The organism is Neorhizobium sp. T25_27 (assembly GCF_002968565.1).
GTDB lineage: Bacteria > Pseudomonadota > Alphaproteobacteria > Rhizobiales > Rhizobiaceae > Neorhizobium > Neorhizobium tomejilense.
The window spans coordinates 60,803-83,564 of record NZ_PVBJ01000017.1 but is presented as its reverse complement, the minus strand read 5'-3'; the positions used below and the strand labels follow the sequence as shown (position 1 = coordinate 83,564).

Annotated in this window: 19 protein-coding genes; 13 read left to right on the top strand and 6 right to left on the bottom strand. The window is 62.1% G+C overall.

Annotated features, from left to right (window positions below; translation table 11 throughout):
- Positions 1–17: 17 nt before the first annotated feature.
- Positions 18–1,790, bottom strand: a complete 1,773-nt coding sequence (locus C5J24_RS30000; protein WP_105423279.1) for a glucan ABC transporter ATP-binding protein/ permease — start codon at positions 1,788–1,790, stop codon at positions 18–20.
- Positions 1,791–2,101: 311 nt separating this feature from the next.
- Between C5J24_RS30000 and C5J24_RS29995 the strand changes: the two genes are divergently transcribed.
- From C5J24_RS29995 to C5J24_RS29970, 6 genes are all read left to right on the top strand, one after another.
- On the top strand, positions 2,102–2,842 hold the full coding sequence (locus tag C5J24_RS29995; RefSeq protein WP_105403817.1) for a LuxR family transcriptional regulator: 741 nt from the start codon (positions 2,102–2,104) through the stop codon (positions 2,840–2,842).
- A 119-nt stretch (positions 2,843–2,961) separates the two neighbouring features.
- Positions 2,962–6,423 carry a pyruvate carboxylase gene (gene pyc, locus C5J24_RS29990; protein WP_105423278.1) on the top strand — a complete coding sequence of 1,154 codons (3,462 nt, stop codon included), beginning with the start codon at positions 2,962–2,964 and terminating at the stop codon, positions 6,421–6,423.
- A 247-nt stretch (positions 6,424–6,670) separates the two neighbouring features.
- Complete coding sequence (locus C5J24_RS29985; RefSeq protein WP_105423291.1) at positions 6,671–7,861, top strand: MFS transporter; 1,191 nt, start codon at positions 6,671–6,673, stop codon at positions 7,859–7,861.
- 125 nt (positions 7,862–7,986) lie between these two features.
- Complete coding sequence (gene ispG / locus C5J24_RS29980; RefSeq protein WP_046626272.1) at positions 7,987–9,237, top strand: flavodoxin-dependent (E)-4-hydroxy-3-methylbut-2-enyl-diphosphate synthase; 1,251 nt, start codon at positions 7,987–7,989, stop codon at positions 9,235–9,237.
- Positions 9,238–9,240: 3 nt separating this feature from the next.
- Complete coding sequence (gene hisC / locus C5J24_RS29975; RefSeq protein WP_105423276.1) at positions 9,241–10,305, top strand: histidinol-phosphate transaminase; 1,065 nt, start codon at positions 9,241–9,243, stop codon at positions 10,303–10,305.
- A 163-nt stretch (positions 10,306–10,468) separates the two neighbouring features.
- Positions 10,469–11,128: an OmpA family protein gene (locus C5J24_RS29970; RefSeq protein ID WP_105423289.1), complete on the top strand. Its 660-nt coding sequence runs from the start codon at positions 10,469–10,471 to the stop codon at positions 11,126–11,128.
- Positions 11,129–11,158: 30 nt separating this feature from the next.
- Here C5J24_RS29970 and C5J24_RS29965 read toward each other — a convergent pair whose 3' ends face one another.
- A complete protein-coding gene (locus C5J24_RS29965; protein ID WP_105423274.1) occupies positions 11,159–11,800 on the bottom strand; it encodes a LysE family translocator in 642 nt (213 codons plus the stop codon).
- Positions 11,801–11,819: 19 nt separating this feature from the next.
- Positions 11,820–12,734, bottom strand: a complete 915-nt coding sequence (locus C5J24_RS29960; protein WP_105423272.1) for a polyprenyl synthetase family protein — start codon at positions 12,732–12,734, stop codon at positions 11,820–11,822.
- Between the two features lie 130 nt (positions 12,735–12,864).
- On the opposite strand from C5J24_RS29960, the gene mtgA reads away from it, so the two are divergent.
- The 4 genes from mtgA to C5J24_RS29940 all read left to right on the top strand — a co-directional run bounded on the left by mtgA (position 12,865) and on the right by C5J24_RS29940 (position 15,211).
- Complete coding sequence (mtgA, locus tag C5J24_RS29955; protein ID WP_371674853.1) at positions 12,865–13,611, top strand: monofunctional biosynthetic peptidoglycan transglycosylase; 747 nt, start codon at positions 12,865–12,867, stop codon at positions 13,609–13,611.
- 71 nt (positions 13,612–13,682) lie between these two features.
- Positions 13,683–14,330 carry a glutathione S-transferase family protein gene (locus C5J24_RS29950; RefSeq protein WP_105423268.1) on the top strand — a complete coding sequence of 216 codons (648 nt, stop codon included), beginning with the start codon at positions 13,683–13,685 and terminating at the stop codon, positions 14,328–14,330.
- A gap of 149 nt (positions 14,331–14,479) precedes the next feature.
- Positions 14,480–14,665 carry a 50S ribosomal protein L32 gene (gene rpmF / locus C5J24_RS29945; RefSeq protein WP_038546808.1) on the top strand — a complete coding sequence of 62 codons (186 nt, stop codon included), beginning with the start codon at positions 14,480–14,482 and terminating at the stop codon, positions 14,663–14,665.
- 138 nt (positions 14,666–14,803) lie between these two features.
- Positions 14,804–15,211: a hypothetical protein gene (locus C5J24_RS29940; protein ID WP_046637345.1), complete on the top strand. Its 408-nt coding sequence runs from the start codon at positions 14,804–14,806 to the stop codon at positions 15,209–15,211.
- A gap of 12 nt (positions 15,212–15,223) precedes the next feature.
- On the opposite strand, the gene phaR is transcribed toward C5J24_RS29940, so the two are convergent.
- Positions 15,224–15,799, bottom strand: a complete 576-nt coding sequence (gene phaR, locus C5J24_RS29935; protein WP_038546804.1) for a polyhydroxyalkanoate synthesis repressor PhaR — start codon at positions 15,797–15,799, stop codon at positions 15,224–15,226.
- Between the two features lie 260 nt (positions 15,800–16,059).
- Here phaR and C5J24_RS29930 point away from each other — a divergent pair, with 260 nt between their 5' ends.
- Both C5J24_RS29930 and C5J24_RS29925 read left to right on the top strand, forming a co-directional pair.
- A complete protein-coding gene (locus C5J24_RS29930; RefSeq protein WP_105403823.1) occupies positions 16,060–17,241 on the top strand; it encodes an acetyl-CoA C-acetyltransferase in 1,182 nt (393 codons plus the stop codon).
- Positions 17,242–17,382: 141 nt separating this feature from the next.
- Positions 17,383–18,111, top strand: a complete 729-nt coding sequence (locus C5J24_RS29925) for a beta-ketoacyl-ACP reductase (RefSeq protein ID WP_105403824.1) — start codon at positions 17,383–17,385, stop codon at positions 18,109–18,111.
- A 250-nt stretch (positions 18,112–18,361) separates the two neighbouring features.
- Here C5J24_RS29925 and C5J24_RS29920 read toward each other — a convergent pair whose 3' ends face one another.
- Entirely contained in the window at positions 18,362–18,619 is a 258-nt protein-coding gene (locus tag C5J24_RS29920) for a YMGG-like glycine zipper-containing protein (protein ID WP_037081355.1), read from the bottom strand.
- Between the two features lie 41 nt (positions 18,620–18,660).
- The gene (locus C5J24_RS29915) at positions 18,661–18,816 is read right to left on the bottom strand and encodes a DUF3309 family protein (protein WP_007775119.1); all 156 of its coding nucleotides are present in this window, start codon (positions 18,814–18,816) and stop codon (positions 18,661–18,663) included.
- Positions 18,817–19,540: 724 nt separating this feature from the next.
- Here C5J24_RS29915 and C5J24_RS29910 point away from each other — a divergent pair.
- Entirely contained in the window at positions 19,541–22,762 is a 3,222-nt protein-coding gene (locus C5J24_RS29910; protein ID WP_245446855.1) for a helicase-related protein, read from the top strand.

Sequence of the window (22,762 nt, the reverse complement as noted above, 5' to 3'; positions counted from 1 at the left end):
TTGAAGTTTCTTAGCGATCAGGCGGGCTGTGCCAGCGACCCGCCAGGGTCCGCCGCTTCCTCGTCGTCGGTCAGGATGCCGCTTGCCTTCAGCAGCGATGCGAAGCGTCCGCCGCTGGCGCTGAGTTCCTCATAGCTGCCCATTTCGGCGACGCGTCCGTTCTCGAGGAAGATCACCTTGTTCGCATCGCGGACGGTCGAAAGCCGGTGGGCGATGATGAAGGTGGTGCGGTTTTCGCGGAGGCGGTCTATGGCCGTCTTGACGCGAGCCTCGGTCTCGACGTCCAGCGCACTGGTCGCCTCGTCGAGCACAAGGATCGGCGCGTTCTTGAGGATGGCGCGGGCAATGGCGATACGCTGGCGTTCGCCGCCGGACAACCGGTTGCCGCGCTCGCCGACCGGGGTCTCGTAGCCGTTCAACCGCGTTTCGATGAACTCGGTCGCGGCGGCGGCTTCCGCTGCCCTGGCGATGTCCTCTTCGCTGGCGCCCTCGCGGCCGAGGCGGATGTTCTCGCTGATCGACCGGTTCAGGAGGCCTGCATCCTGGAAGACGGTGGCGATCGAATGGCGCAGCGATTTCCGCGTCACCTTGCCGATGTCGATGCCATCGATCAGGATCTTGCCTTCCTGCGGGTCGTAGACACGCTGCAGGAGGTTGATGAGCGTGGTCTTGCCGGCGCCGGTCGGCCCGACGATGGCGACGGTCTCTCCGGCTTTCGCCGTGAAGGAGACGTTGTGGACGCCTTGGCTCGTGCTGGCAAAGCCAAAGGAGACATCGCGGAATTCCACCTCGCCGCGAACCTCGCCGAGGTCGGCGGCATCCGCCGGCTCGGCGCGCTCTTCGACGGAATCCTCGAGGTGAAAGAAATCCTCGAGCTTGGCGCGGGCTTCGAAGATCTGGGTCGCGAACTGGCGCAGGAGGTCCAGGCGTCCGATCAGCAGGTTAGCGAAGCCGATGAAGGCCACGACATCACCGACCCGGATTTCGCCGCGCTGAACCAGAAGCGTGCCGATGACCAGGATGACACCCATGGACACCGTCGAGGCCGTGCGGTTCAGGGCACCGGCCAGAGCCCACCAGTCGAGTACCGGATACTGGGCGGCAAGCAGGTCCTTGGTATAGTCCTTGAGCGCCAGGGTCTCGGCCTCGATGCGATTGTAGCTGTGCAGCACCGATACGTTGCTGATCGCGTCGCTGACGTGGGAAAAGACCGTGTGGTAATGGTTTTCGACCGACGCCTGCCCCTCCTTGGTGCGGTTCATCACCGTCACGCCGATGATCCAGTAGAGGATGCTCAGCACCAGAAGGACGAGGCTCAGCCGCCAGTCCATCGAGATCGCCGTGGGGACCAGCAGGACGAGCGCCACTGCGGTGGCGAGGTGGGTACGCATGAATTCGAGCCACAGGCCGAACAGGCTCTCTGCCGCACGCAGCAGGGTGTGCAGCGCGTTCGAGGTGCCGCGGGTGTGGTGCCAGGCAAGCGGCATGGAGATGATGCGTCCGAAAGCCTCGGTCAGCAGCGATGCGCGCCGGCCATGGGCGAGCCTGTCGGCCTCACGGGCGACAAGCACATAGGCAACGGTATTGAAGACACCGAAGCCGGCCCATAACATCAGCACCGGCGTAACGGTAGTGCCGGACGAAATGGCATCGATGATACGGCCGAAAAGGATCGGTTCGGCAATGGTGATAACGGCAAGCACGATATTGGCGATGACGACCGCGGCGACACGCCACTTGTTCTTCGCCAGATATTGGAGGGCTCGTGCGTAAACCTGGAACAGCGTCAACTGGCGCAACCTCTTTCAAGTGGAGCCGCCATCGGGGCGGCGCCGGTAATCTAGTGATCGGAAACGGCAATTCCGCGACGGAAGCCGGAGATAATACTCTTCTGCCAGAAATGTTTCATCGAGGGCAAGGCTTCCCGCATTCAGTGTCTTGAACCAACCCACGGCTTATTGCACAAAACCGTCAAGGGCTAGATTTCGCGGTATACCTTCAAAGAATGATAACTATGCTAATCGATTGTGAATAAGGGAAGTTACTGAAATTTAACATAAAGACAAGAATCGCCCGGAAAGAACGCGGCGGGGAGCAAGCCTTGAACATTCAGCTGGTCGTGCAACTCTTGGTACTCGTCGGGGAAATCAAGACCGAGGCGGAGCTCACGGCCCAGCTCGAATCTCTGCTGAAAGCCTATGGATTCGAATATTACGGACTGGTCATCCGGCCGCGCTCCCTTCAGAATCCGGGCGGCCTTGTCCTGGCCGGCCGTTGGCCGGAAGGCTGGCAGGAAATCTACGAAGCCCGCAAATATGCCTTGGTCGATCCGACCGTTCGCATGCTCAGCATCGCGCAAAGGCCGTTCCGGTGGCGGGATGCGGTGCTCAGGCTTCGGAACGATCCGCATCGACAGCGCATGCAGCGGATGATGCAGGAAGGGGCACGTCACGGCCTTCAGGACGGCTACCTGTTTCCCGTCCATGGCCGCAACGGCCTGCTCGGCAACATGACGCTCGGCGGCCGCCCGGTGGATCTCTCGCCCGCCGAAATGGCGCTGTTCGATGCCGCCGCCAAGAAGGTGTTCTGGCGCTTTCTGGACCTGCGCGGACAGGCGGAAGAGCTGGAGGCCGTCGCCAAGGTGGACACCCAACTTACCCGCCGCGAGATGGAAGTCATCGTGCTACTCGCCGACGGCCTGACCTCGAACGAGGTCGCGAAGTCGCTGGATATCTCCAGCCATACGGTCGACTGGTACATCAACGGGCTTCAGGAGAAGCTGCGCGCCAAGAACCGCCAGCATGTGGTCGCTTCGGCATTTCGCCTCGGTCTCATCGCCTGAGCGATTGCTCTCTTTGCGACGCATACGGTCTCCCCGAGAAATTGCGCTTGCCTGATTAAGGCAATACTGATTTCTTTGCAGTGCAGCATTATTCTCGATGGCGTCTGAGGAGATCCGTCTTGCCCATTTCCAAGATCCTAGTTGCCAACCGCTCCGAAATAGCGATCCGGGTCTTCCGTGCCGCCAATGAGCTCGGCATCAAGACTGTTGCGATCTGGGCGGAAGAGGACAAGCTTTCGCTGCACCGATTCAAGGCCGACGAGAGCTATCAGGTCGGCCGCGGCCCGCATCTTTCCAAGGACATGGGGCCGATCGAAAGCTATCTTTCTATCCCGGAAGTGATCCGCGTCGCCAAGCTTTCCGGCGCCGACGCCATTCATCCGGGATACGGCCTTTTGTCGGAAAGTCCGGAGTTCGTGGAGGCCTGCAACGATGCAGGAATCATCTTCATCGGCCCGCGGCCGGATACGATGCGCCAACTCGGCAACAAGGTTGCGGCCCGCAACCTGGCGATTTCGGTCGGCGTGCCGGTGGTGCCGGCGACCGAGCCGCTGCCGGACGACATGGCCGAAGTCGCGAAGATGGCCGAGGAGATCGGTTATCCGGTGATGCTGAAGGCGTCCTGGGGCGGCGGCGGGCGCGGCATGCGCGCCATTCGCGATCCGAAAGATCTCGCCAAGGAAGTCGTGGAAGCCAAGCGCGAGGCAATGGCCGCTTTCGGCAAGGACGAAGTCTATCTCGAAAAGCTCGTCGAGCGTGCCCGGCACGTGGAGAGCCAGATCCTCGGCGACACGCACGGCAATGTCGTTCATCTCTTCGAGCGCGACTGTTCGATCCAGCGCCGCAACCAGAAGGTCGTTGAGCGTGCGCCGGCTCCCTATCTGTCGGAGGCCCAGCGGGCCGAGCTTGCGGCCTATTCGCTGAAGATCGCGGCGGCGACCAACTATGTCGGTGCCGGAACGGTCGAATACCTGATGGATTCCGATACCGGCAAGTTCTACTTCATCGAGGTCAACCCGCGCATTCAGGTCGAGCATACGGTGACCGAGGTCGTCACCGGCATCGATATCGTCAAGGCGCAGATCCATATCCTCGAAGGTTTTGCGATCGGCACGCCTGAATCCGGCGTGCCGGCCCAGGGAGACATCCGCCTTCACGGCCACGCGCTGCAATGCCGGATCACCACCGAAGACCCCGAGCATAACTTTATCCCAGATTACGGCCGCATCACCGCCTATCGTTCGGCAGCAGGTTTCGGCATCCGTCTCGACGGCGGCACCGCCTATTCCGGTGCTGTCATCACCCGCTATTACGATCCGCTTCTGGTCAAGGTGACGGCCGCCGGCTCGACGCCGGCCGAAGCGATCAGCCGCATGGACCGGGCGCTCAGGGAATTCCGCATCCGCGGCGTGGCCACCAACCTGACCTTCCTCGAAGCGATCATCGGCCATCCGAAATTCCGCGACAATTCCTATACGACGCGGTTCATCGATACGACGCCGGAGCTCTTCGAGCAGGTGAAGCGGCAGGACCGCGCCACCAAGCTCCTGACCTATCTCGCCGACGTCACCGTCAACGGCCACCCGGAAACCAAGGGCCGGCCGGCACCGGCCGAACATAGCGCCAAGCCTGTCCTGCCCTATATCAACGGCCCGGTCCCGGACGGCACCAAGCAGCTTCTCGACACGCTCGGTCCGAAAAAGTTCGGCGAATGGATGCGCAACGAAAAGCGCGTGCTGATCACCGATACGACGATGCGCGACGGGCATCAGTCGCTGCTGGCCACCCGCATGCGCACCTATGACATCGCGCGGGTCGCCGGCGTCTATGCGCGGGCGCTTCCGAACCTGTTCTCGCTGGAATGCTGGGGCGGGGCGACCTTCGACGTCTCCATGCGCTTCCTCACCGAAGATCCGTGGGAACGCCTGGCGATGATCCGCGAGGATGCGCCGAACCTGCTATTGCAGATGCTGCTGCGCGGCGCCAACGGGGTCGGCTACAAGAACTATCCCGACAACGTGGTGAAGTATTTCGTCGCCCAGGCCGCCAAAGGCGGTATCGATCTCTTCCGTGTCTTCGACTGCCTCAACTGGGTCGAGAACATGCGGGTCTCGATGGATGCGATCAACGAAGAGAACAAGCTTTGCGAGGCGGCGATCTGCTATACGGGCGATCTCCTGAACTCCGCGCGCCCGAAATACGACCTCAAATATTACGTCTCGCTGGCCGAAGAGCTGGAGAAGGCGGGCGCCCATATCATCGCGCTGAAGGATATGGCCGGTCTCCTGAAGCCGGCTGCAGCGCGGGTGCTGTTCAAGGCGCTGCGCGAGGCAACCTCGTTGCCGATCCATTTCCACACCCATGATACGTCCGGCATTTCGGCCGCGACCGTGCTTGCCGCGGTGGACGCGGGCGTCGATGCGGTCGATGCGGCGATGGATGCAGTATCCGGCAATACGTCACAGCCCTGCCTCGGCTCGATCGTCGAAGCGCTGTCCGGCTCCGAGCGCGACCCGGGCCTCGATCCGGAGTGGATCCGCCGCATCTCCTTCTACTGGGAAGCGGCGCGCGGCCAGTATGCCGCCTTCGAAAGCGACCTCAAAGGCCCGGCCTCGGAAGTCTATCTGCATGAAATGCCCGGCGGCCAGTTCACCAACCTCAAGGAACAGGCCCGCTCGCTCGGGCTTGAAACCCGCTGGCACAAGGTCGCCCAGACTTATGCGGACGTGAACCAGATGTTCGGCGACATCGTCAAGGTGACGCCGTCGTCCAAGGTGGTCGGCGACATGGCGCTGATGATGGTCTCCCAGGACCTGACGGTCGCCGACGTCGAAAATCCGGCGAAGGACATCGCCTTCCCGGATTCGGTCGTATCGATGCTGAAGGGCGATCTCGGCCAGCCTCCCGGCGGATGGCCGGAGGCGCTGCAGAAAAAGGCGCTGAAGGGCGAGGCGCCCTACACGGCCGTACCCGGCTCGCTTCTCCCGCCGGCTGACCTTGCTGCGGAGCGCAAGGCGATCGAGGACAAGCTGGAGCGCAAGGTCAACGATTTCGAGTTCGCCTCCTACCTGATGTATCCCAAGGTGTTCACCGACTTCGCGCTGGCGTCCGATACCTATGGCCCGGTCTCGGTGCTGCCGACGCATGCCTATTTCTACGGGCTCGGCGATGGCGAGGAAATGTTCGCCGATATCGAGCGCGGCAAGACGCTTGTTGTCGTCAACCAGGCGATGAGCGGTACCGATGCGCAAGGCCTGGTCACCGTCTTCTTCGAGCTGAACGGCCAGCCGCGCCGCATCAAGGTGCCGGACCGGGCGCATGGCGCTTCCGGCAGCGCGGTGCGCCGCAAGGCCGACACCGGCAATGTCGCCCATCTCGGCGCGCCGATGCCGGGCGTCATCAGCCGCGTCTTCGCGACAACCGGCCAGGCGGTCAAGGCCGGCGACGTGCTGCTCTCCATCGAGGCAATGAAGATGGAAACGGCGCTGCATGCCGAAAAGGACGGAACCATCGCCGAGGTGCTCGTCAAGGCGGGCGACCAGATCGACGCCAAGGATCTGCTGATCGTTTATGGCGGCTGATTTCAGCCACCTTCCCCAGCTGCCCGATCTTTCCAGCCGAGCCGTTCGCCGAAGGTGAGCATCAGGCTGGCGACGTCATTCAGGATTGCGCCGGCCCTATGCTGGCCCGCTGCGAGTGATAGGGCCGTGAACTTTTTCCGCGTTGCAGGTTTCGCCTCGATACAATTTGTGAGAGGGAGTGCTTCTTCGCGGCGTTGCAAATTCAATCGATTTAAATATGTTCGCGACGATCGAAAGGAACCTATCCATGGACAGTCGCGCACCCTCAAACGCCTCCTCCAGCTCCCGAGCTTTCTTCACCCGCGAAAGGGCTGGCGTGTCGCTGCTCTTCCTGATGAATGGCTTCATGATCGGCGCCTGGGCGCCGAAAATCCCGGAATTTGCGAGCCGATTGAGCTTGAGCGAAAGCGCGCTCGGATTGATGATCCTGACGTTTGGCCTCGGTTCGCTGCTGATGATGCCGCTTGCCGGCAGCCAGATCGCCCGCTTCGGGTCGAGCCAGGTTTCCAAATACACCTCGGTGTTGCTGACGCCGACATTGCTCCTTCTCACCTTGGTCGGCAGCATCTGGTCAGGCGCCGTGGCAATCTTCCTGTTCGGCGGCCTGATCGGCGCCATGGACGTGGCGATGAATGCCAACGCGGTCTCGGTCGAGAAGAGCATGCGCCGTGCGATCATGTCGTCCTGCCATGCTTTCTGGAGCCTCGGCGGACTGCTCGGCTCGTCGACGGGCGGTTTCCTCATAGAACATATCGGTGTCTCCGCGCATGCCATCCTGGTCACGGTGCTGGCCGCGGTAATGATCGTCGCCGCCTGGCGGATCGTCCTGCACGACGCGCCGCATCCGGACGAAGCCAGGCACGGCGGAAGCCGCCTGCCGCGTTCGCCGCTGCCGTGGCTGATCGGCATCATGGCGCTGTTCTGCATGATCCCGGAAGGCGCGATCCTCGATTGGGGTGCGCTCTACCTCCGCAACGAGCTTGCAGCTTCCGTCACACTTTCCGGCTTCGCTTTCGCAGCCTTCTCGCTCACCATGGCGGTGATGAGGTTTGCCGGCGATCTGATCCGCGACCGTTTCGGCGCGGTCAAGACGCTGCGGGTCTGCGCCGTCATCTCGATTTTCGGCCTGCTGCTGATCGGCTTTGCCCAGAACGCACCGATGGCGATCGCCGGCTTTGCACTGACCGGCATCGGCATTTCCAACATCGTGCCGATCGCCTTTTCGGCGGCCGGCAACCTGCCGGGCATGGCAGCCGGCGTCGGCCTCTCGGTGGTCACCACCATGGGCTATTCCGGCATCCTGGTTGCGCCCTCCGCCATCGGCTTCATCGCCGAATATACCGGGCTTGCCATCATTTTCGCCGGCCTGTCGGCGCTGATCGTCGTGGTCCTCCTGCTGTCATCGCTCGCCAAACATGCGGACACGGCGCATCACTAGGTGCGTCAGCCTGCCGGCTGGAACGGGAAAGGCCGGTGCGATAAAGTGAGCGTCGCGGCGGTTGACAAGCCGCGAGCCATACGCCACCTGAAAGGCGCTTCATTCCCAAGGCGACGAGACTTCCGATGACCGCACCCATCGACTACGACCCGAAACCGCGCCGCGCCACAGTCGCCGTCGATGTCGGCGGCGTCATCGTCGGCGGAGGTGCGCCTGTCGTCGTGCAGTCGATGACCAATACGGACACGGCCGATATCGACGGAACGGTCGCCCAGGTCGCGGCGCTCTACAAGGCAGGATCCGAGTTGGTGCGCATCACCGTCGATCGCGACGAGAGTGCCGCCGCGGTGCCAAAAATCCGCGAGCGACTGCTGCGTCTCGGCATGGACGTGCCGCTGATCGGCGACTTCCATTATATCGGCCACAAGCTGCTCGCCGATCATCCGGCCTGCGCCGAGGCGCTGGCAAAATACCGCATCAATCCCGGCAATGTCGGTTTCAAGGACAAGAAGGACAAGCAGTTCGCCGACATCATCGAGATGGCGATCCGCTACGACAAGCCTGTGCGCATCGGCGTCAACTGGGGTTCGCTCGACCAGGACCTGCTGACCACGCTGATGGACCGCAATGCGGCGGATGGTTCGCCGCTGTCGGCCCGCCAGGTCATGCACGAGGCGATCGTCCAGTCTGCGCTGATTTCCGCCGAGCTTGCCGAGCAGATCGGCCTGCCGCGCAACCGCATCATCCTGTCGGCCAAGGTGAGCCAGGTACAAGACCTGATCGCCGTCTATTCGATGCTCACAGAGCGCTCCAACCACGCGCTGCATCTCGGTCTCACCGAAGCCGGCATGGGCTCCAAGGGCATCGTCGCCTCGTCGGCCGCCATGGGCTACGTGCTGCAGCACGGGATCGGCGACACGATACGTGTTTCGCTGACGCCGGAGCCGAACGGCGACCGTACCCGCGAAGTGCAGGTGGCGCAGGAACTGCTGCAGGTCATGGGTTTTCGCCAGTTCGTTCCCGTCGTCGCCGCCTGTCCGGGCTGCGGGCGGACGACCTCGACGGTGTTCCAGGAGCTTGCCCAGAACATCCAGAACGACCTGCGCAAGAACATGCCGGTCTGGCGCGAGAAATATCCGGGCGTCGAAGCCCTCAACGTCGCGGTCATGGGCTGCATCGTCAACGGTCCTGGCGAGAGCAAGCATGCCGATATCGGCATTTCGCTGCCGGGCACGGGTGAAACGCCGGCTGCCCCTGTGTTCATCGACGGCAAAAAGGCGCTGACCTTGCGCGGCGTGAACATCGCCGCCGATTTCGAAAAACTCGTCATCGACTATATCGAGCAACGCTTCGGCCAGCGCACGGCTGCCGAATAAATCATGAGCCGATACTGGTCGCCAATCGTCAGCACGCTGAAACCCTATGTCGCGGGCGAGCAGCCGCGCATCCAGAACCTCGTCAAGCTGAATACCAACGAGAACCCCTACGGGCCTTCTCCGAAGGCGGTCGCCGCGATACAGGCGGCGGCGGACGATGCCCTTCGGCTTTATCCGGATCCGTCGGCGACCGCATTGCGCGAAGCGATCGCTGCACGTTTCGGCGTCCAGGCGGATCAGGTCTTCGTCGGCAACGGTTCGGATGAGGTGCTGGCGCACACGTTCCAGGCTCTGCTGAAGCACGACAAGCCACTGCTCTATCCTGACATCACCTACAGCTTCTATCCGACCTATAGCCGGCTCTACGATATCGACGTCGTCGAAATTCCGCTCGATGAGGGCTTCCGGATCAGGCTTGCCGACTACGACCGGCCCTGCGGCGCCATCATCATCCCGAACCCGAATGCACCGACCGGGATCGGCCTTGCCCTCCCGGAGATCGAGGCGCTGGTGGCGGCGCATCCCGACGTACCGGTCGTGGTGGACGAGGCCTATATCGATTTCGGCGGCGAGACGGCTGCCAGCCTCATCGGCCGCTACCCGAATCTTCTCGTCGTCCAGACGCTGTCGAAATCCCGTTCGCTGGCGGGAATGCGCGTCGGTTTTGCGCTCGGCCAGCGGCATCTGATCGATGCTCTGGAGCGGGTGAAGGACAGTTTCAATTCCTATCCGCTCGACCGGCTGGCTCAGGTTGCCGCGACGGCTGCGATCGAGGATGCCGCATGGTTCGAGACCTGCCGGCAGAAGATCATCGCGACGCGCGACCGGGTCAGCGGCAAATTGCAGGCGATGGGTTTCGATGTTCTGCCGTCGCAGGCGAACTTCGTCTTCGCCAAACATCCGGCTCTATCGGGCGCCGAAGTCTATTCGGCCTTGCGGGCGGAGGGCGTGCTGGTGCGCCACTGGAACAAGCCGCGCATAAACGACTATCTGCGCATTTCGATCGGCACGGATGCTGAATGCGACCGGCTGCTCGACGTCCTGAAGAACCTGCCGGCGGGTGGCTGATCGCAGCTCTTCTTTCGCTGCATCGGGTCTCTTTGGGGGTGTCTTGATCGGCCCGGTTCCGGCCGGGCTCGTGGTCAATGACGAAGATATGCCGGCCTCCTCGCTATTGCCGCAATTCATGGTAAATGAGGTGGCACCACTGACGACGGGGACATTTGTTTACATGCTGAAGAAAATCGCAATCGTCGCACTTTGCGCGACCTATCTTTCCGCCTGCACCACGACCGACCCCTATACGGGTGAGCAGAAGGTTTCCAACACGGCCGGCGGTGCTGCCATCGGCGCAGGCCTCGGCGCGCTTGCCGGCGGCTTGACCGGCGGACGCCATGCGGGCCGCAATGCGCTGATCGGCGCCGGTATCGGCGCGCTCGCCGGTGGCGGCATCGGCGCCTACATGGACAATCAGGAAGCGGAACTGCGCGCCCAGCTGCAGGGCACCGGCGTTTCGGTGACCCGCGTCGGCGACCGCATCATCCTCAACATGCCGTCGAACATCACGTTCGCCACGGATCAGGACCAGGTCATCCCGCCGTTCTACCGGACGCTGGATTCCGTCGCGATCGTGCTGAACAAGTTCAACCGCACCCTGATCGACGTCAACGGCCATACGGACTCGACCGGCAGCCTGCAGCATAACCAGGCGCTTTCCGAGCGCCGCGCCGGTTCCGTCGCCAACTACCTCGGCAGCCGTGGCGTGGACCAGCGCCGCATGTCGACGATGGGCTTCGGGCCGTCGCAGCCGGTTGCTTCCAACGCGACCTCGGACGGTCGCGCGCAGAACCGCCGCGTCGAAGTGGCGATCGCGCCGCTCACCCAGGGCTGATCATAAACGTCTGATGAAAGGGCGAGCCGCTCAGATGCGGCTCGTCAGCAACTTCAGGCCGGCGACGCTGTAGAAAACCGCCATCGTTCCTTCGATCCAGCGCCTTGCGGCCTTGTAGCCGCGCAGCGCGTGGGATGTCGAAAACACCATCGCATAGGTGGTGAAGATCAACAGGCTCGAGCTCATGCAGACGGCGATGATCAAAAGGATCGCCGAGGTCGGCGCATTTTCCGGCAGGCCGAGCGAAATGATCGCCAGCCATGCAAAGATCGCCTTCGGATTGGTGACGTGGACCGCATAGCCGCGCAGCCAGAGCTGGCGGGCGGTATAGTTCGTCCGGGCATTGCCGAGGGCGAACTTGGAATCCGGCAGGCGCGCGGACTTGTAGGCCTTCCAAGCCAGATAAATCAGGTAGATGCCGCCAAGCACCTTCATGATCTCCAGCGCGATCGCATAGTTGCGCAGCAGTGCCGCAAGACCGAGTGCCGCGGCCGTCGCCCAGGTCAGCGAACCGCTGGCGATGCCGAGCGCGGTGATCAGGCCGGCGCGGCGCCCTTGCGAGATCGAGGTGCCGATGATCGCGAAATTGGCCGGACCGGGGCTCGCGACGTTGATGACATAGGCGACGTAGGCCGGCCACATGTAGGGCAGATAACTCAGGACATCCGGCATTCTCGTTTCCTATCCCTGTCTAGTTTTCCCGGCTGGCGATGAAGCGCGCGGTCTCCTGCAGAATGGACGCCCTTTCGCCGTAGGGCGCAAGCAGTTCCACGGCCTCGGCCGTCAAAACGTCCAGCCGTTCCTCCGCCCAGCCGATGCCGTGCAGGGCGACGAGGGTGCCCTTGCCGCGGCCGGCGTCCTTTCCGGTTGCCTTGCCCATGGTTTCGGCATCCGAGGTCAGGTCGAGCAGATCGTCGGCGAGCTGGAAGGCGAGGCCGATCTTCTGGCCGAAGAGCCGCAGCCGCTGGCGATGCTCCGGCTCGGAACCGGCGATGATCGCGCCCGCTTCGCAGGCAAACCGCAGCAGGGCACCTGTTTTCATCGCCTGCAATGTGGTGATGCCCGCCTCGTCGGGCGGCGATTTTTCCGCGGCAAGATCAAGCGCCTGACCGCCCGCCATGCCGCCTGGTCCCGCGGCGCGGGCAAGCGACAGGACGAGTTCCGTCTTCAGCCGGTCGGCGAGTACCGTCTCCGGTGCGGCGGCGATGTCGAAGGCGTAGGTCAGCAGGCTGTCGCCGGCGAGGATGGCGGTCGCCTCGTCGAAGGCCTTGTGCACGGTCGGCTGGCCGCGGCGCAGGTCGTCATTGTCCATCGCCGGCAGGTCGTCATGGATCAGCGAATAACAATGCAGGCATTCGAGCGCCACTCCGACCCGAAGCGCTGCCTCTGCCGGCCCGCCGAGCAACGTCGCGCTCTCGCGCACCAGGAAGGGCCTCAGCCGTTTCCCGCCATTCAGCGACCCATGCCGCATGGCGGCCATCAGCTGCGCCGGGCGGGTCGTCTCGTCGGAAAGAGGGGTATCGGACAGGAGAGACGAAAGCAGGGCTCCCGTCTCGGCGGCGCTCTGCCGCAGGCGTGTTTCGAATGCCGTTTTCGCGTCCGTCATGGCCGCTGTTTGGCATGCCGTGTGTTGGCTGGCAACGGCGATTCACCAGGACGTGCGAAGTTTTCGGCGCCAGACTCGCCTTGGCCACGTTGAACGGTTATGAAACTCAAAACGAGGGACGAGTGCGATATTGGACATCACACCCGAACAGCAGTTGCAGGAGGAGGAGCCCGTGAGGGCCGGGTGGAGACGGCGCCGGGTGTCCGGCAATCTGATCCGCCGGATCGTGCAGATCGCGATCGCGCTGGTGGTGTTGCCCTATCTGTTGATTTTCGTCTACGCGCTGCCGTTCACCCGCCCGGTCTCGACGCTGATGCTGTCGGAACTCGCGCTGTTTCGCGGATACGACCGGCGCTGGGTAAGCCTCGAAGAGATTTCGCCCAACCTCGTCCGATCGGTGATGATGTCCGAGGACGGCCAGTTCTGCTTCCATGGGGGCGTCGACTGGAACCAGATGCGCGGCGTGGTCGAGGATGCGCTCGATGGCGAGGCGACGCGCGGCGCGAGCACCATCCCGATGCAGACCGCCAAGAACCTGTTCCTGTGGAACGGCCGCTCCTTCATCCGCAAAGGCATGGAACTGCCCCTGGCACTGGGCGCAGACCTCGTCCTGTCGAAGTGGCGGATGATGGAGATCTATCTGAACATCGCCGAGTGGGGGCCTGGCATCTATGGGGCGGAGGCGGCCGCGCAATATCATTTCAAGGTGCCGGCTTCGAAACTGAGCCCCCGGCAGGCGGCGCTTCTGGCCGTGGCGCTTCCCAATCCGATCACCCGCGTTGCAAGCAGGCCGAGCCGCGGCGTGCAGCGGCTGGCCGGTGTCGTCGAGCGGCGGGCGCGCGGATCCGGCGACTACATCAAATGCATTTATGGGTGAGGTTTATCGTTTTCATTGGTCGCACCGAGCAGGGGCCACTATAGGCTAATAAACCAACCGGAGAGCGGCCCATGGAAAAGCTTACCCTTTATATCGGCAACAAGAATTATTCCTCCTGGTCCTTCCGTCCCTGGATTGCGCTGACGGCGGCCGGCATTACCTTCGAAGAGGTGCTGATCCCGTTCGATTTTCCCGCTGGCAATCCGAAATACAAGCCGATCTCGCCGACCGGCAAGGTACCGGTGCTGCACCAGGGAGACATCCGGGTGTGGGAATCGCTGGCGATCATCGAATATGCCGCCGAGCTTTTCCCGGAGAAGGGCATCTGGCCGGAAGCTGCCGCCGACCGCGCGGTCGCGCGCTCCGTCTCGATGGAAATGATTTCCGGCTTCCGGGCGCTGCGCAATGCCTGCCCGATGAACATGCGCCGGCCGAAGGGCAGGATCGAACTTGCCGACGGAGTGATGGACGACGTTGCTCGCATCGAGACGATCTGGCGCGAACTGCGGGCGAAATCCGGCGGGCCTTTCCTGTTCGGCGAATTTTCCGGAGCGGATGCGATGTTTGCGCCTGTCGTCAGCCGTTTCGACGTCTACGATCTGACGAGCAATGTGGAGACGCTCGCCTATATGTCGGCAATGAAATCTCATCCGGCATGGCTCAAGTGGCAGGAGGCCGCACTTGCCGAAACCTGGGTCGTCCCGGAGGACGAGGCTTAAGTCGCATATTTCTCAAAAAATCCGGGCAGGGACTGGTCAAAGCCCGGTAGGGCATGTATAAGCCGCCCAAATTTCCGAGATCGAGACATGTCCAATCGGCCTCAGTTCCGGCCGGGGATTATGTTTTGCACGCAAGTGGAGTAACGAAAATGGCTGTACCGAAGAGAAAAACGAGCCCGTCGAAGCGCGGTATGCGCCGCTCCGCAGACGCACTCAAGGCTCCGACCTATATCGAAGACAAGAACTCCGGCGAACTGCGCCGTCCGCACCATGTCGATCTGAAGACCGGCATGTATCGCGGCCGTCAGGTTCTGACGCCGAAGGAAAGCGCATAAGCGTTTTTCGTTCTATTGCATCAAAGGTCGGCTCTGCCGGCCTTTTTTGTTGCGCGAAGACTTGTTTTGCCGCGCCCAAGACTTGCGAAAGCAAGGCAAGCACGTACAGTCCGGCCATATCGACTGGAGTCCGAGACCATGCTTGCCGCATTGCCGCTGATGATCATCCCGTTCATTCTCTATAACCTGGGCATGCTCGGCATTCTGGGTGGCGGCGGGGTCGCGTCGCTCGGCAACGTCATCAGCTCGCTTCAGATGCTGTCTGGTGCCGTCTGGACCATGACGCTCGGCGACGTGATCATCGTCATCTCGCTGGTCTTCCTGTTCGTGGAAATCCTCAAAGCAAGCCGCAACGGCCGCGGTTCGCTGATCAACCACATGCTGTCGATGCTGGTCTTCATCGCCTATCTGGTCGAATTCCTGCTGGTGCGGGATGCCGCGACGCAGATCTTCTTCATCCTGATGACGATCACCTTCGTCGACGTCATCGGCGGCTTTGCGGTAGCAATCCGCTCGGCCGGCCGCGACGTGTCGATCGGGCTCTAGGCGCCCTTCAGGTCAGAGATTATCGAGGCGGCTCTGCAGGTTGCGGAGCTGTTCCTTCAACTCGTCGATATCCTTGGCGTCGGTCTTCTTGGCGGCAGGCGCCTGAGGCTGCCCCGCAAACGGCGAGAACATCTGCATGGCCTGGCGGAACATGTCCGTGTTGCGGCGCACCTGTTCTTCCATCATCTGGATCGGCATCTGCAGGTTCTTGCTGAGCGGCGTATCGCCGAAGGCGCGCGTCATCTGTTCGCGCATCTGAACCTGCTGGTCGGTAAAAGCCTTCATCGAGTGTTCGAGGAAGGTCGGGACCACCATCTGCATCTGGTCGCCGTAATAGGAAATCAGCTGCCGCAGGAAGGAAATCGGCAGCAGCGTGTTGCCGGTCTTCGATTCCTGCTCGAAGATGATCTGCGTCAGAACCGAATGGGTAATATCGTCGCCGCTCTTGGCGTCCTGAACGGTGAATTCCTCGCCCTTCTTCACCATCTTCGCCAGGTCTTCCAGCGTCACGTAGGTGCTGGTGCCCGTGTTGTAGAGGCGCCTGTTGGCATATTTCTTGATTATGATTTCGCCTTCGGTCTTTGCCATGATTGCCTCCTGCTCCCGTCAATATGGTTTGGTCATTATCGACTGCCATGCTTCTCCCGACAGGAATGTAAGCCTAAATGACGAGGACTTACAAACGATTTGTGCGGCGCGGCGACGGGTTTGTTGCGCAGCAAACCCGTGAAATCTAACGGGCATTTTCGAAACGCCCGACGGGTTGGCAGCGGTCCTCGGCTGCCGTTTGACTCTCGGCTCAAGCTTTGCCAGTCTCGCAGGCAAATAACGGATAAGAGGAAACGTCCATGTCCAATCCATCCATCGTGATCGCAGCCGCTGGCCGTACGGCGGTCGGCTCCTTCAATGGCGGCTTCGCCAATGTCCCGGCGCATGAACTGGGTGCGGCGGCGATCAAGGGTGCGCTCGCGCGCGCCGGCGTCGAGGCGGCTGAGGTGGACGAGGTCATCCTCGGCCAGGTCCTGCCGGCGGGCGAGGGCCAGAACCCGGCCCGACAGGCGGCCATGAAAGCCGGTGTGCCGCAGGAAGCCACCGCCTGGGGCATCAACCAGCTCTGCGGCTCGGGCCTGCGTGCCGTAGCCCTCGGCATGCAGCAGATCGCGCTCGGAGACGCCAAGATCATCGTTGCCGGCGGCCAGGAATCGATGTCCATGGCGCCGCATTGCGCGCACCTTCGCGGCGGCGTGAAGATGGGCGATTTCAAGATGATCGACACGATGATCAAGGACGGCCTGACCGACGCCTTCTACGGCTACCACATGGGCATCACGGCGGAGAACATCGCCCGCCAGTGGCAGCTCTCCCGCGAGGAGCAGGACCAGTTTGCGGTCTCTTCCCAGAACAAGGCGGAAGCCGCGCAGAACGCCGGCCGCTTCAAGGACGAGATCATCCCCTATATCATCCAGACGCGGAAGGGTGACGTGACCGTCGAGAACGACGAATACATCCGTGCCGGCGCGACGCTCGATTCGATGGCCAAGCTGCGGCCGGCCTTCGACAAGGAAGGCACGGTCACGGCGGGCAACGCATCCGGCCTCAACGACGGTGCGGCGGCTGCCGTGCTGATGACGGAAGCCGAAGCCGCCCGCCGCGGCATCACGCCGATGGCCCGTATCGTCTCCTGGGCGACTGCCGGCGTCGACCCGCAGATCATGGGAACGGGACCGATCCCGGCCTCGCGCAAGGCGCTCGAAAAGGCCGGCTGGCGCGTCGCCGATCTGGAGCTCATCGAGGCCAACGAGGCGTTCGCGGCCCAGTCCTGCGCCGTCACCAAGGATCTCGGCTTCGATCCGTCGCTCGTCAACGTCAACGGCGGGGCGATCGCGATCGGCCATCCGATCGGCGCATCGGGTGCGCGCATCCTCAACACGCTTCTTTTCGAGATGAAGCGTCGCAACGCAAAGAAGGCACTCGCAACGCTCTGCATCGGCGGCGGCATGGGCGTTGCCATGTGCCTCGAAGCCATGTGACGCGATAGGATGATTGTGGATAATCCCGCCGGCGTTGCAAAACTTCGCGGCGGGCCTATCTCCCCGACGAAAGCATGTCCAACTAGGTAAGTATCCAGTCACATAGAAGGACCGGATCACAACTCAAAAGGGGAAGACCGCATGAGCAGGGTTGCATTGGTTTCGGGAGGAACGCGTGGGATCGGGGCAGCCATCTCCGTCGCGTTGAAGGCGGCAGGTTATCGCGTCGCGGCAAATTTTGCGGGCAATGAGGAAAAGGCGAAAGCCTTCCACGACGAGACCGGCATTCCGGTCTTCAAGTGGGATGTCTCCAGCTATCAGGCCTGCGTCGACGGGATAGCAAAAGTGGAGGCCGAGCTCGGCCCGATCGAGGTGCTCGTCAACAATGCGGGCATCACCCGTGATGGCATGTTCCACAAGATGACGCCTGAGCAGTGGAACGAGGTGGTCGGCACCAACCTGACCGGCCTTTTCAACATGACGCATCCCATCTGGAACGGCATGCGTGACCGCGGGTTCGGCCGGGTCGTCAACATCTCGTCGATCAACGGCCAGAAGGGCCAGATGGGTCAGGTGAACTATTCGGCGGCCAAGGCCGGCGATCTCGGCTTCACCAAGGCGCTGGCCCAGGAAGGCGCTTCAAAGAACATCACCGTCAACGCCATCTGCCCTGGCTACATCGCTACCGAAATGGTGCGGGCGGTGCCGGAAAAGGTGCTGAACGAGCGGATCATTCCGCTGATCCCGGTCGGGCGCCTCGGCGAACCGGAAGAGATTGCCCGTTGCGTCGTATTCCTCGCCTCCGACGATGCCGGCTTCATCACCGGTTCGACGCTGACGGCGAATGGCGGCCAGTTCTTCGCGAGCTGATTTCCGCCATTAACCTTTGAGCGGGTTTCGGCGCATGGTGGTGCGCCGAAACGGTCGATCTCTATGGTTAACAAATTGTTTTTGCACGATATCTTGCGGTGAACAAACCGCGAAACGGGTGATGTCGCCGATTCGTCGGCGATTCGTTCCGGCTTTGGCCAAGGGTTAATGCCGATGGCCTCTCAGGCAAAACAAAACCGGCGCCGATTGCTCGGGCGCCGGTCCTGAGGGACTGGATTGTTGCTCGCGATTAGCGGCAACGGGCCTCGTAACGACGGCCGTAACGGTCGCGATAGATGCAGTAGCCGCGGCGTTCAGAGGACTGGCCGATCGCAGCGCCGACAAGGCCGCCTGCAACTGCGCCAACCGCCGCGCCACCCCAGCTATTCGTCACGGCGCCACCGATAACCGCACCCGTGCCGGCGCCGATTGCGGTGCCGCGTTCAGTTGCAGTACAGGAGGCGAGCGTGCCGATCATGCAGCCCGCAATCAGAATCTTCTTCATCATGTCAGTTTCCCTTCCCTTTGGTACACACGGCTACGCCGCTTTTAAATCCTGCCCATCAGCAGCAGGATAATGATGATAAGCACGACAAGGCCCAATCCCCCCGACGGACCATAGCCCCAGCCTCGGCTATAGCCCCAATTCGGCAACGCGCCAATGAGTAGCAGGATGAGGATGACGAGCAACACGGTTCCGAGCATGATTTTCTACTCCGCTAGACAATCCAGTATGGATTTGGCGAGGAAACGTAGCGCCGTGATTTTTGTTCCATCGGCTTGCAAACGTGTGCTCTCACGTGTGGTTAAACTGCGTTAGCCAATGTTAATGGCACCTGAACGCATTCGCTTCCGAAGTCTTTACCGCGACGATTTTCTTGCGGGTCTCTCATGATGACACCTACCATATCTTGTGAGAACAAATAGCGAAGATAGAGATGTCTGTGATTCGTCGGCGATTCGTTCCGCCTTTGGCCTGAATCTTAATTTCGTGCTTGAAGGAGGGCGGAACAGCCTGAATCGGTTGATGAAACATTAACCATATCAATGAATTGACTCTTACGATTCTTCGTGAAAGCGCAGCTTCGGGATGAGTCACGCGGTTGTATGCATCTAATTTTGATGCAGATTCACGATGTCGTGGGGAAATCCGGAGTCGCATCAATATATAGCGGTGAACAAAAGCTGAATCTTCTTGAGTCTGCGATTCGTCTCCGATTCGTTCGCGTCTGTTCCTTTACGTTTAAAATTCGAATCGCCGAGCGTTGATTTGCGGCCTTCAGCGATCACTCTTCGGCCGCAAAACTATTCTTCAGGCTTGCGTTTGCCTGACTAGATCGCCATGTGTTGCGTGGCTTTGAGTTTTGGGCGAAGGCGCGAGACCCAAGCCGTATGTGATGCGCGGAACCAGGCATTGAATTTCCAGCCCATGATGCTCAGCGGGCGCGGCGTCACCGCCGTCCTCGGACCCACCAATACCGGCAAGACCCATTATGCCATCGAGCGCATGGTGGCGCATGGCACCGGTGTGATCGGCCTGCCGCTCCGGCTGCTGGCGCGCGAGGTCTATACGCGCCTTGTCGAGAAGGTCGGTGCCTCGCAGGTGGCGCTTATCACCGGCGAGGAAAAGATCACGCCGCCCAACGCCCGCTTTTCCGTCTGCACCGTCGAGGCCATGCCGCGCGAGACGAAAGCCTCGTTCGTCGCAATCGACGAGGTGCAGCTCGCGGGAGATCTCGAGCGCGGCCATATCTTTACCGACCGTATCCTGCATCTGCGCGGCCGCGACGAAACGCTGCTTCTGGGGGCGGCGACCATGCGGCCGATCCTCGAAAGGCTGTTGCCGGGGATAACCGTCGTCGAGCGGCCGAGGCTCTCGCAGCTCTTCTATTCCGGGCAGAAGAAGATCACCCGCCTGCCGCAGCGGTCGGCGATCGTGGCGTTTTCAGCCGACGAGGTCTATGCGATCGCCGAGCTTATCCGCCGCCAGCGCGGCGGCGCGGCGGTGGTGCTCGGCGCACTCAGCCCGCGTACCCGCAATGCGCAGGTCGGTCTCTACCAGTCCGGCGACGTCGAATATCTCGTTGCCACGGATGCGATCGGCATGGGGCTCAATCTCGATGTCGATCACGTCGCGTTCGCCCAGGACCGGAAATTCGACGGTTATCAGTTCCGCAGCCTCAATCCGGCAGAACTGGCGCAGATCGCCGGCCGCGCCGGGCGGCATGTGAGGGATGGGACGTTCGGCGTGACGGGGCAGGTCGCGCCTTTCGAGGACGAATTGGTCGAGCGAATCGAAAGCCACCACTTCGATCATGTCAAAGTGCTGCAATGGCGGTCGAAGGCCCTCGATTTTTCGTCGCTCAAGGCTCTGCGGGAAAGCCTCGATGCCTCTCCGACGCTGCAAGGATTAACACGGGCGCTCCCAGCGACCGACAGCCAAGCCTTTGATTATCTTTCGCGTTATCCCGAAATCAAGGACATCGCGACGACTCCCCAGCGGGTCGAGAAGCTCTGGGAGGCCTGCGCGTTACCGGACTATCGACGAATTGCGCCGGCGCAGCACGCCGACCTTATTTCGACTCTTTTTTCCGATCTTGTACGCTTCGGGACGGTGAATGAAGAATTCATGGCGGAACAGGTCCGCCGCGCCGACCGCACCGATGGTGAAATCGACACATTGTCGGCCCGCATAGCGCAGATCCGGACCTGGACCTACGTCTCTAATCGCCCTGGTTGGCTTGCCGATCCGACACACTGGCAAGAAAAGACACGGGAAATAGAGGATAGGTTATCGGACGCGCTACATGAAAGGTTGACGAAACGCTTTGTTGATCGCAGGACATCTGTGCTCATGAAGCGCCTGAGAGAGAATGCGATGCTGGAAGCTGAAATCAGTGTGAATGGCGATGTCTTTGTAGAGGGACATCACGTCGGGCAATTGGCCGGTTTCCGGTTTACGCCCGTTTCGGGAACCGAGGGGCCCGACGCCAAGGCGGTGCAGGGTGCCGCTCAGAAAGCGCTGGCGCTCGAATTCGAGGCGCGGGCCGCGAGGCTTTATGCCTCCGGCAACAGCGATCTGGCGGTCGGCTCCGACGGGTCCGTTCGCTGGCTCGGCGAGCCCATCGCCCGTCTTGCGCCGACCGAGCATGTCATGCGGCCGCGCGTCATCCTGCTCTCCGACGAGCAGCTGACCGGCAATGCCCGCGAACATGTGCTCGCCCGCCTCGAGCGCTTCGTCAACCATCACATCGCCACGGTTCTGAAGCCGCTCGACGATCTGTCGCGCGCCGAAGACCTGCAGGGCCTCGCCAAGGGGCTCGCCTTCCAGCTCGTCGAAAGTCTCGGCGTGCTGTTCAGGCGTGACGTCGCGGACGACGTGAAGTCGCTCGATCAGGATGCGCGCGCCTCGATGCGTCGCTACGGCATCCGTTTCGGCGCCTATCACGTCTTCATGCCGATGCTTCTGAAGCCCGCACCGGCGGAGCTCATCACGCTCCTCTGGGCGCTGAAGAACGACGGCCTCGACAAGCCCGGTTACGGCGATCTCATCCCGGCGCTTGCCGCAGGGCGCACTTCGGTGGTCGCCGATCCGACGTTCGAACGGATGTTCTACAAGCTTGCGGGTTTCCGCTTCCTCGGCAAGCGTGCCGTGCGGATCGACATCCTGGAACGGCTTGCCGATCTCATCCGTCCGCTTCTGCAGTGGAAGCCGGGCTCGACGCCGCGTCCGGAAGGGGCATATGACGGCCGCCGCTTCACGGCCACGACCGCAATGCTCTCCATTCTCGGCGCGACGCCGGACGATATGGAAGAAATCCTCAAGGGCCTCGGATATCGTGCCGACGCCGTGAAGCCGGAAGAAGCGCAGGCATTCCTGGCGGGCCAGGATGCAGGTTCCGTGAGCGCTGTTCCTGCAGCCGCGTCGGCAGGAGACGCGCCGGAAGCCTCCGACGGCGATGACGCCGATGCGAGCGACGCTTCGGCCGAGACAACGGCAGAAACCCCTTCGACCGAGGCCGCGCCTGAAACCGCCCCGGCAGAGGCCGTGGCTGATGCTGCGCCGGCTGAGACGGCTACTGCAGAACCGGTTGCTTCGGAAGAAGCTCCGGCTGAGCAGGCTGCGGCTGAAGACGTCACGGACGAGGCAAAGGCTGCCGAGACTGGAGAGCCGAAGCCGGTCCTGCTGTGGCGTCCGGGCGGCGGCCGTGAAAACAACCAGCGCGGCGGACGCCCTCAGCATGGCGATCGCCGTGGCCATGGCGGCCAGCGCAGCAATGCCGGTGGCGAAGCCGGCCAGCCGGCCCAGGGCCGTCGTGATGAGCGTCGCGACGGTGGTGGCGAGCGGCGTGATGCGCGCCCGGCCGGGGAACGTGGTGGCGAGCGCAACGGTGGCGAACGCAAGGACGGCGGCAAGCCGAACCGCGACAACAACCGCCGGCCAGATAACAACAATACCAACAACCGCGGGGGCGATCGCCCCAACCGCGGGGAGCGCCACGAAGGTGGCCCGCGTCCGGACCGCAACGACCGCGGCAAAGGGTCGCAGCCTGCGCGCTTCGAGGCCAAGCCGCCCCGCAAGGAGAAGCCGATCGATCCGGATTCGCCCTTTGCAAAGCTTGCAGCTCTCAAGGAGCAGATGAAGAAGTAA

Bases quoted from the DNA above. Each gene is read 5' to 3' on its own strand.
- C5J24_RS29985 (WP_105423291.1), top strand. From the start codon at position 6,671: ATGGACAGTCGCGCACCCTCAAACGCCTCCTCCAGCTCCCGAGCTTTC.
- ispG (WP_046626272.1), top strand. From the start codon at position 7,987: ATGACCGCACCCATCGACTACGACCCGAAACCGCGCCGCGCCACAGTC.
- hisC (WP_105423276.1), top strand. From the start codon at position 9,241: ATGAGCCGATACTGGTCGCCAATCGTCAGCACGCTGAAACCCTATGTC.
- C5J24_RS29970 (WP_105423289.1), top strand. From the start codon at position 10,469: ATGCTGAAGAAAATCGCAATCGTCGCACTTTGCGCGACCTATCTTTCC.
- C5J24_RS29965 (WP_105423274.1), bottom strand. From the start codon at position 11,800: ATGCCGGATGTCCTGAGTTATCTGCCCTACATGTGGCCGGCCTACGTC.
- C5J24_RS29960 (WP_105423272.1), bottom strand. From the start codon at position 12,734: ATGACGGACGCGAAAACGGCATTCGAAACACGCCTGCGGCAGAGCGCC.
- C5J24_RS29950 (WP_105423268.1), top strand. From the start codon at position 13,683: ATGGAAAAGCTTACCCTTTATATCGGCAACAAGAATTATTCCTCCTGG.
- rpmF (WP_038546808.1), top strand. From the start codon at position 14,480: ATGGCTGTACCGAAGAGAAAAACGAGCCCGTCGAAGCGCGGTATGCGC.
- C5J24_RS29940 (WP_046637345.1), top strand. From the start codon at position 14,804: ATGCTTGCCGCATTGCCGCTGATGATCATCCCGTTCATTCTCTATAAC.
- phaR (WP_038546804.1), bottom strand. From the start codon at position 15,799: ATGGCAAAGACCGAAGGCGAAATCATAATCAAGAAATATGCCAACAGG.
- C5J24_RS29930 (WP_105403823.1), top strand. From the start codon at position 16,060: ATGTCCAATCCATCCATCGTGATCGCAGCCGCTGGCCGTACGGCGGTC.
- C5J24_RS29925 (WP_105403824.1), top strand. From the start codon at position 17,383: ATGAGCAGGGTTGCATTGGTTTCGGGAGGAACGCGTGGGATCGGGGCA.
- C5J24_RS29920 (WP_037081355.1), bottom strand. From the start codon at position 18,619: ATGATGAAGAAGATTCTGATTGCGGGCTGCATGATCGGCACGCTCGCC.
- C5J24_RS29915 (WP_007775119.1), bottom strand. From the start codon at position 18,816: ATGCTCGGAACCGTGTTGCTCGTCATCCTCATCCTGCTACTCATTGGC.
- C5J24_RS29910 (WP_245446855.1), top strand. From the start codon at position 19,541: ATGATGCTCAGCGGGCGCGGCGTCACCGCCGTCCTCGGACCCACCAAT.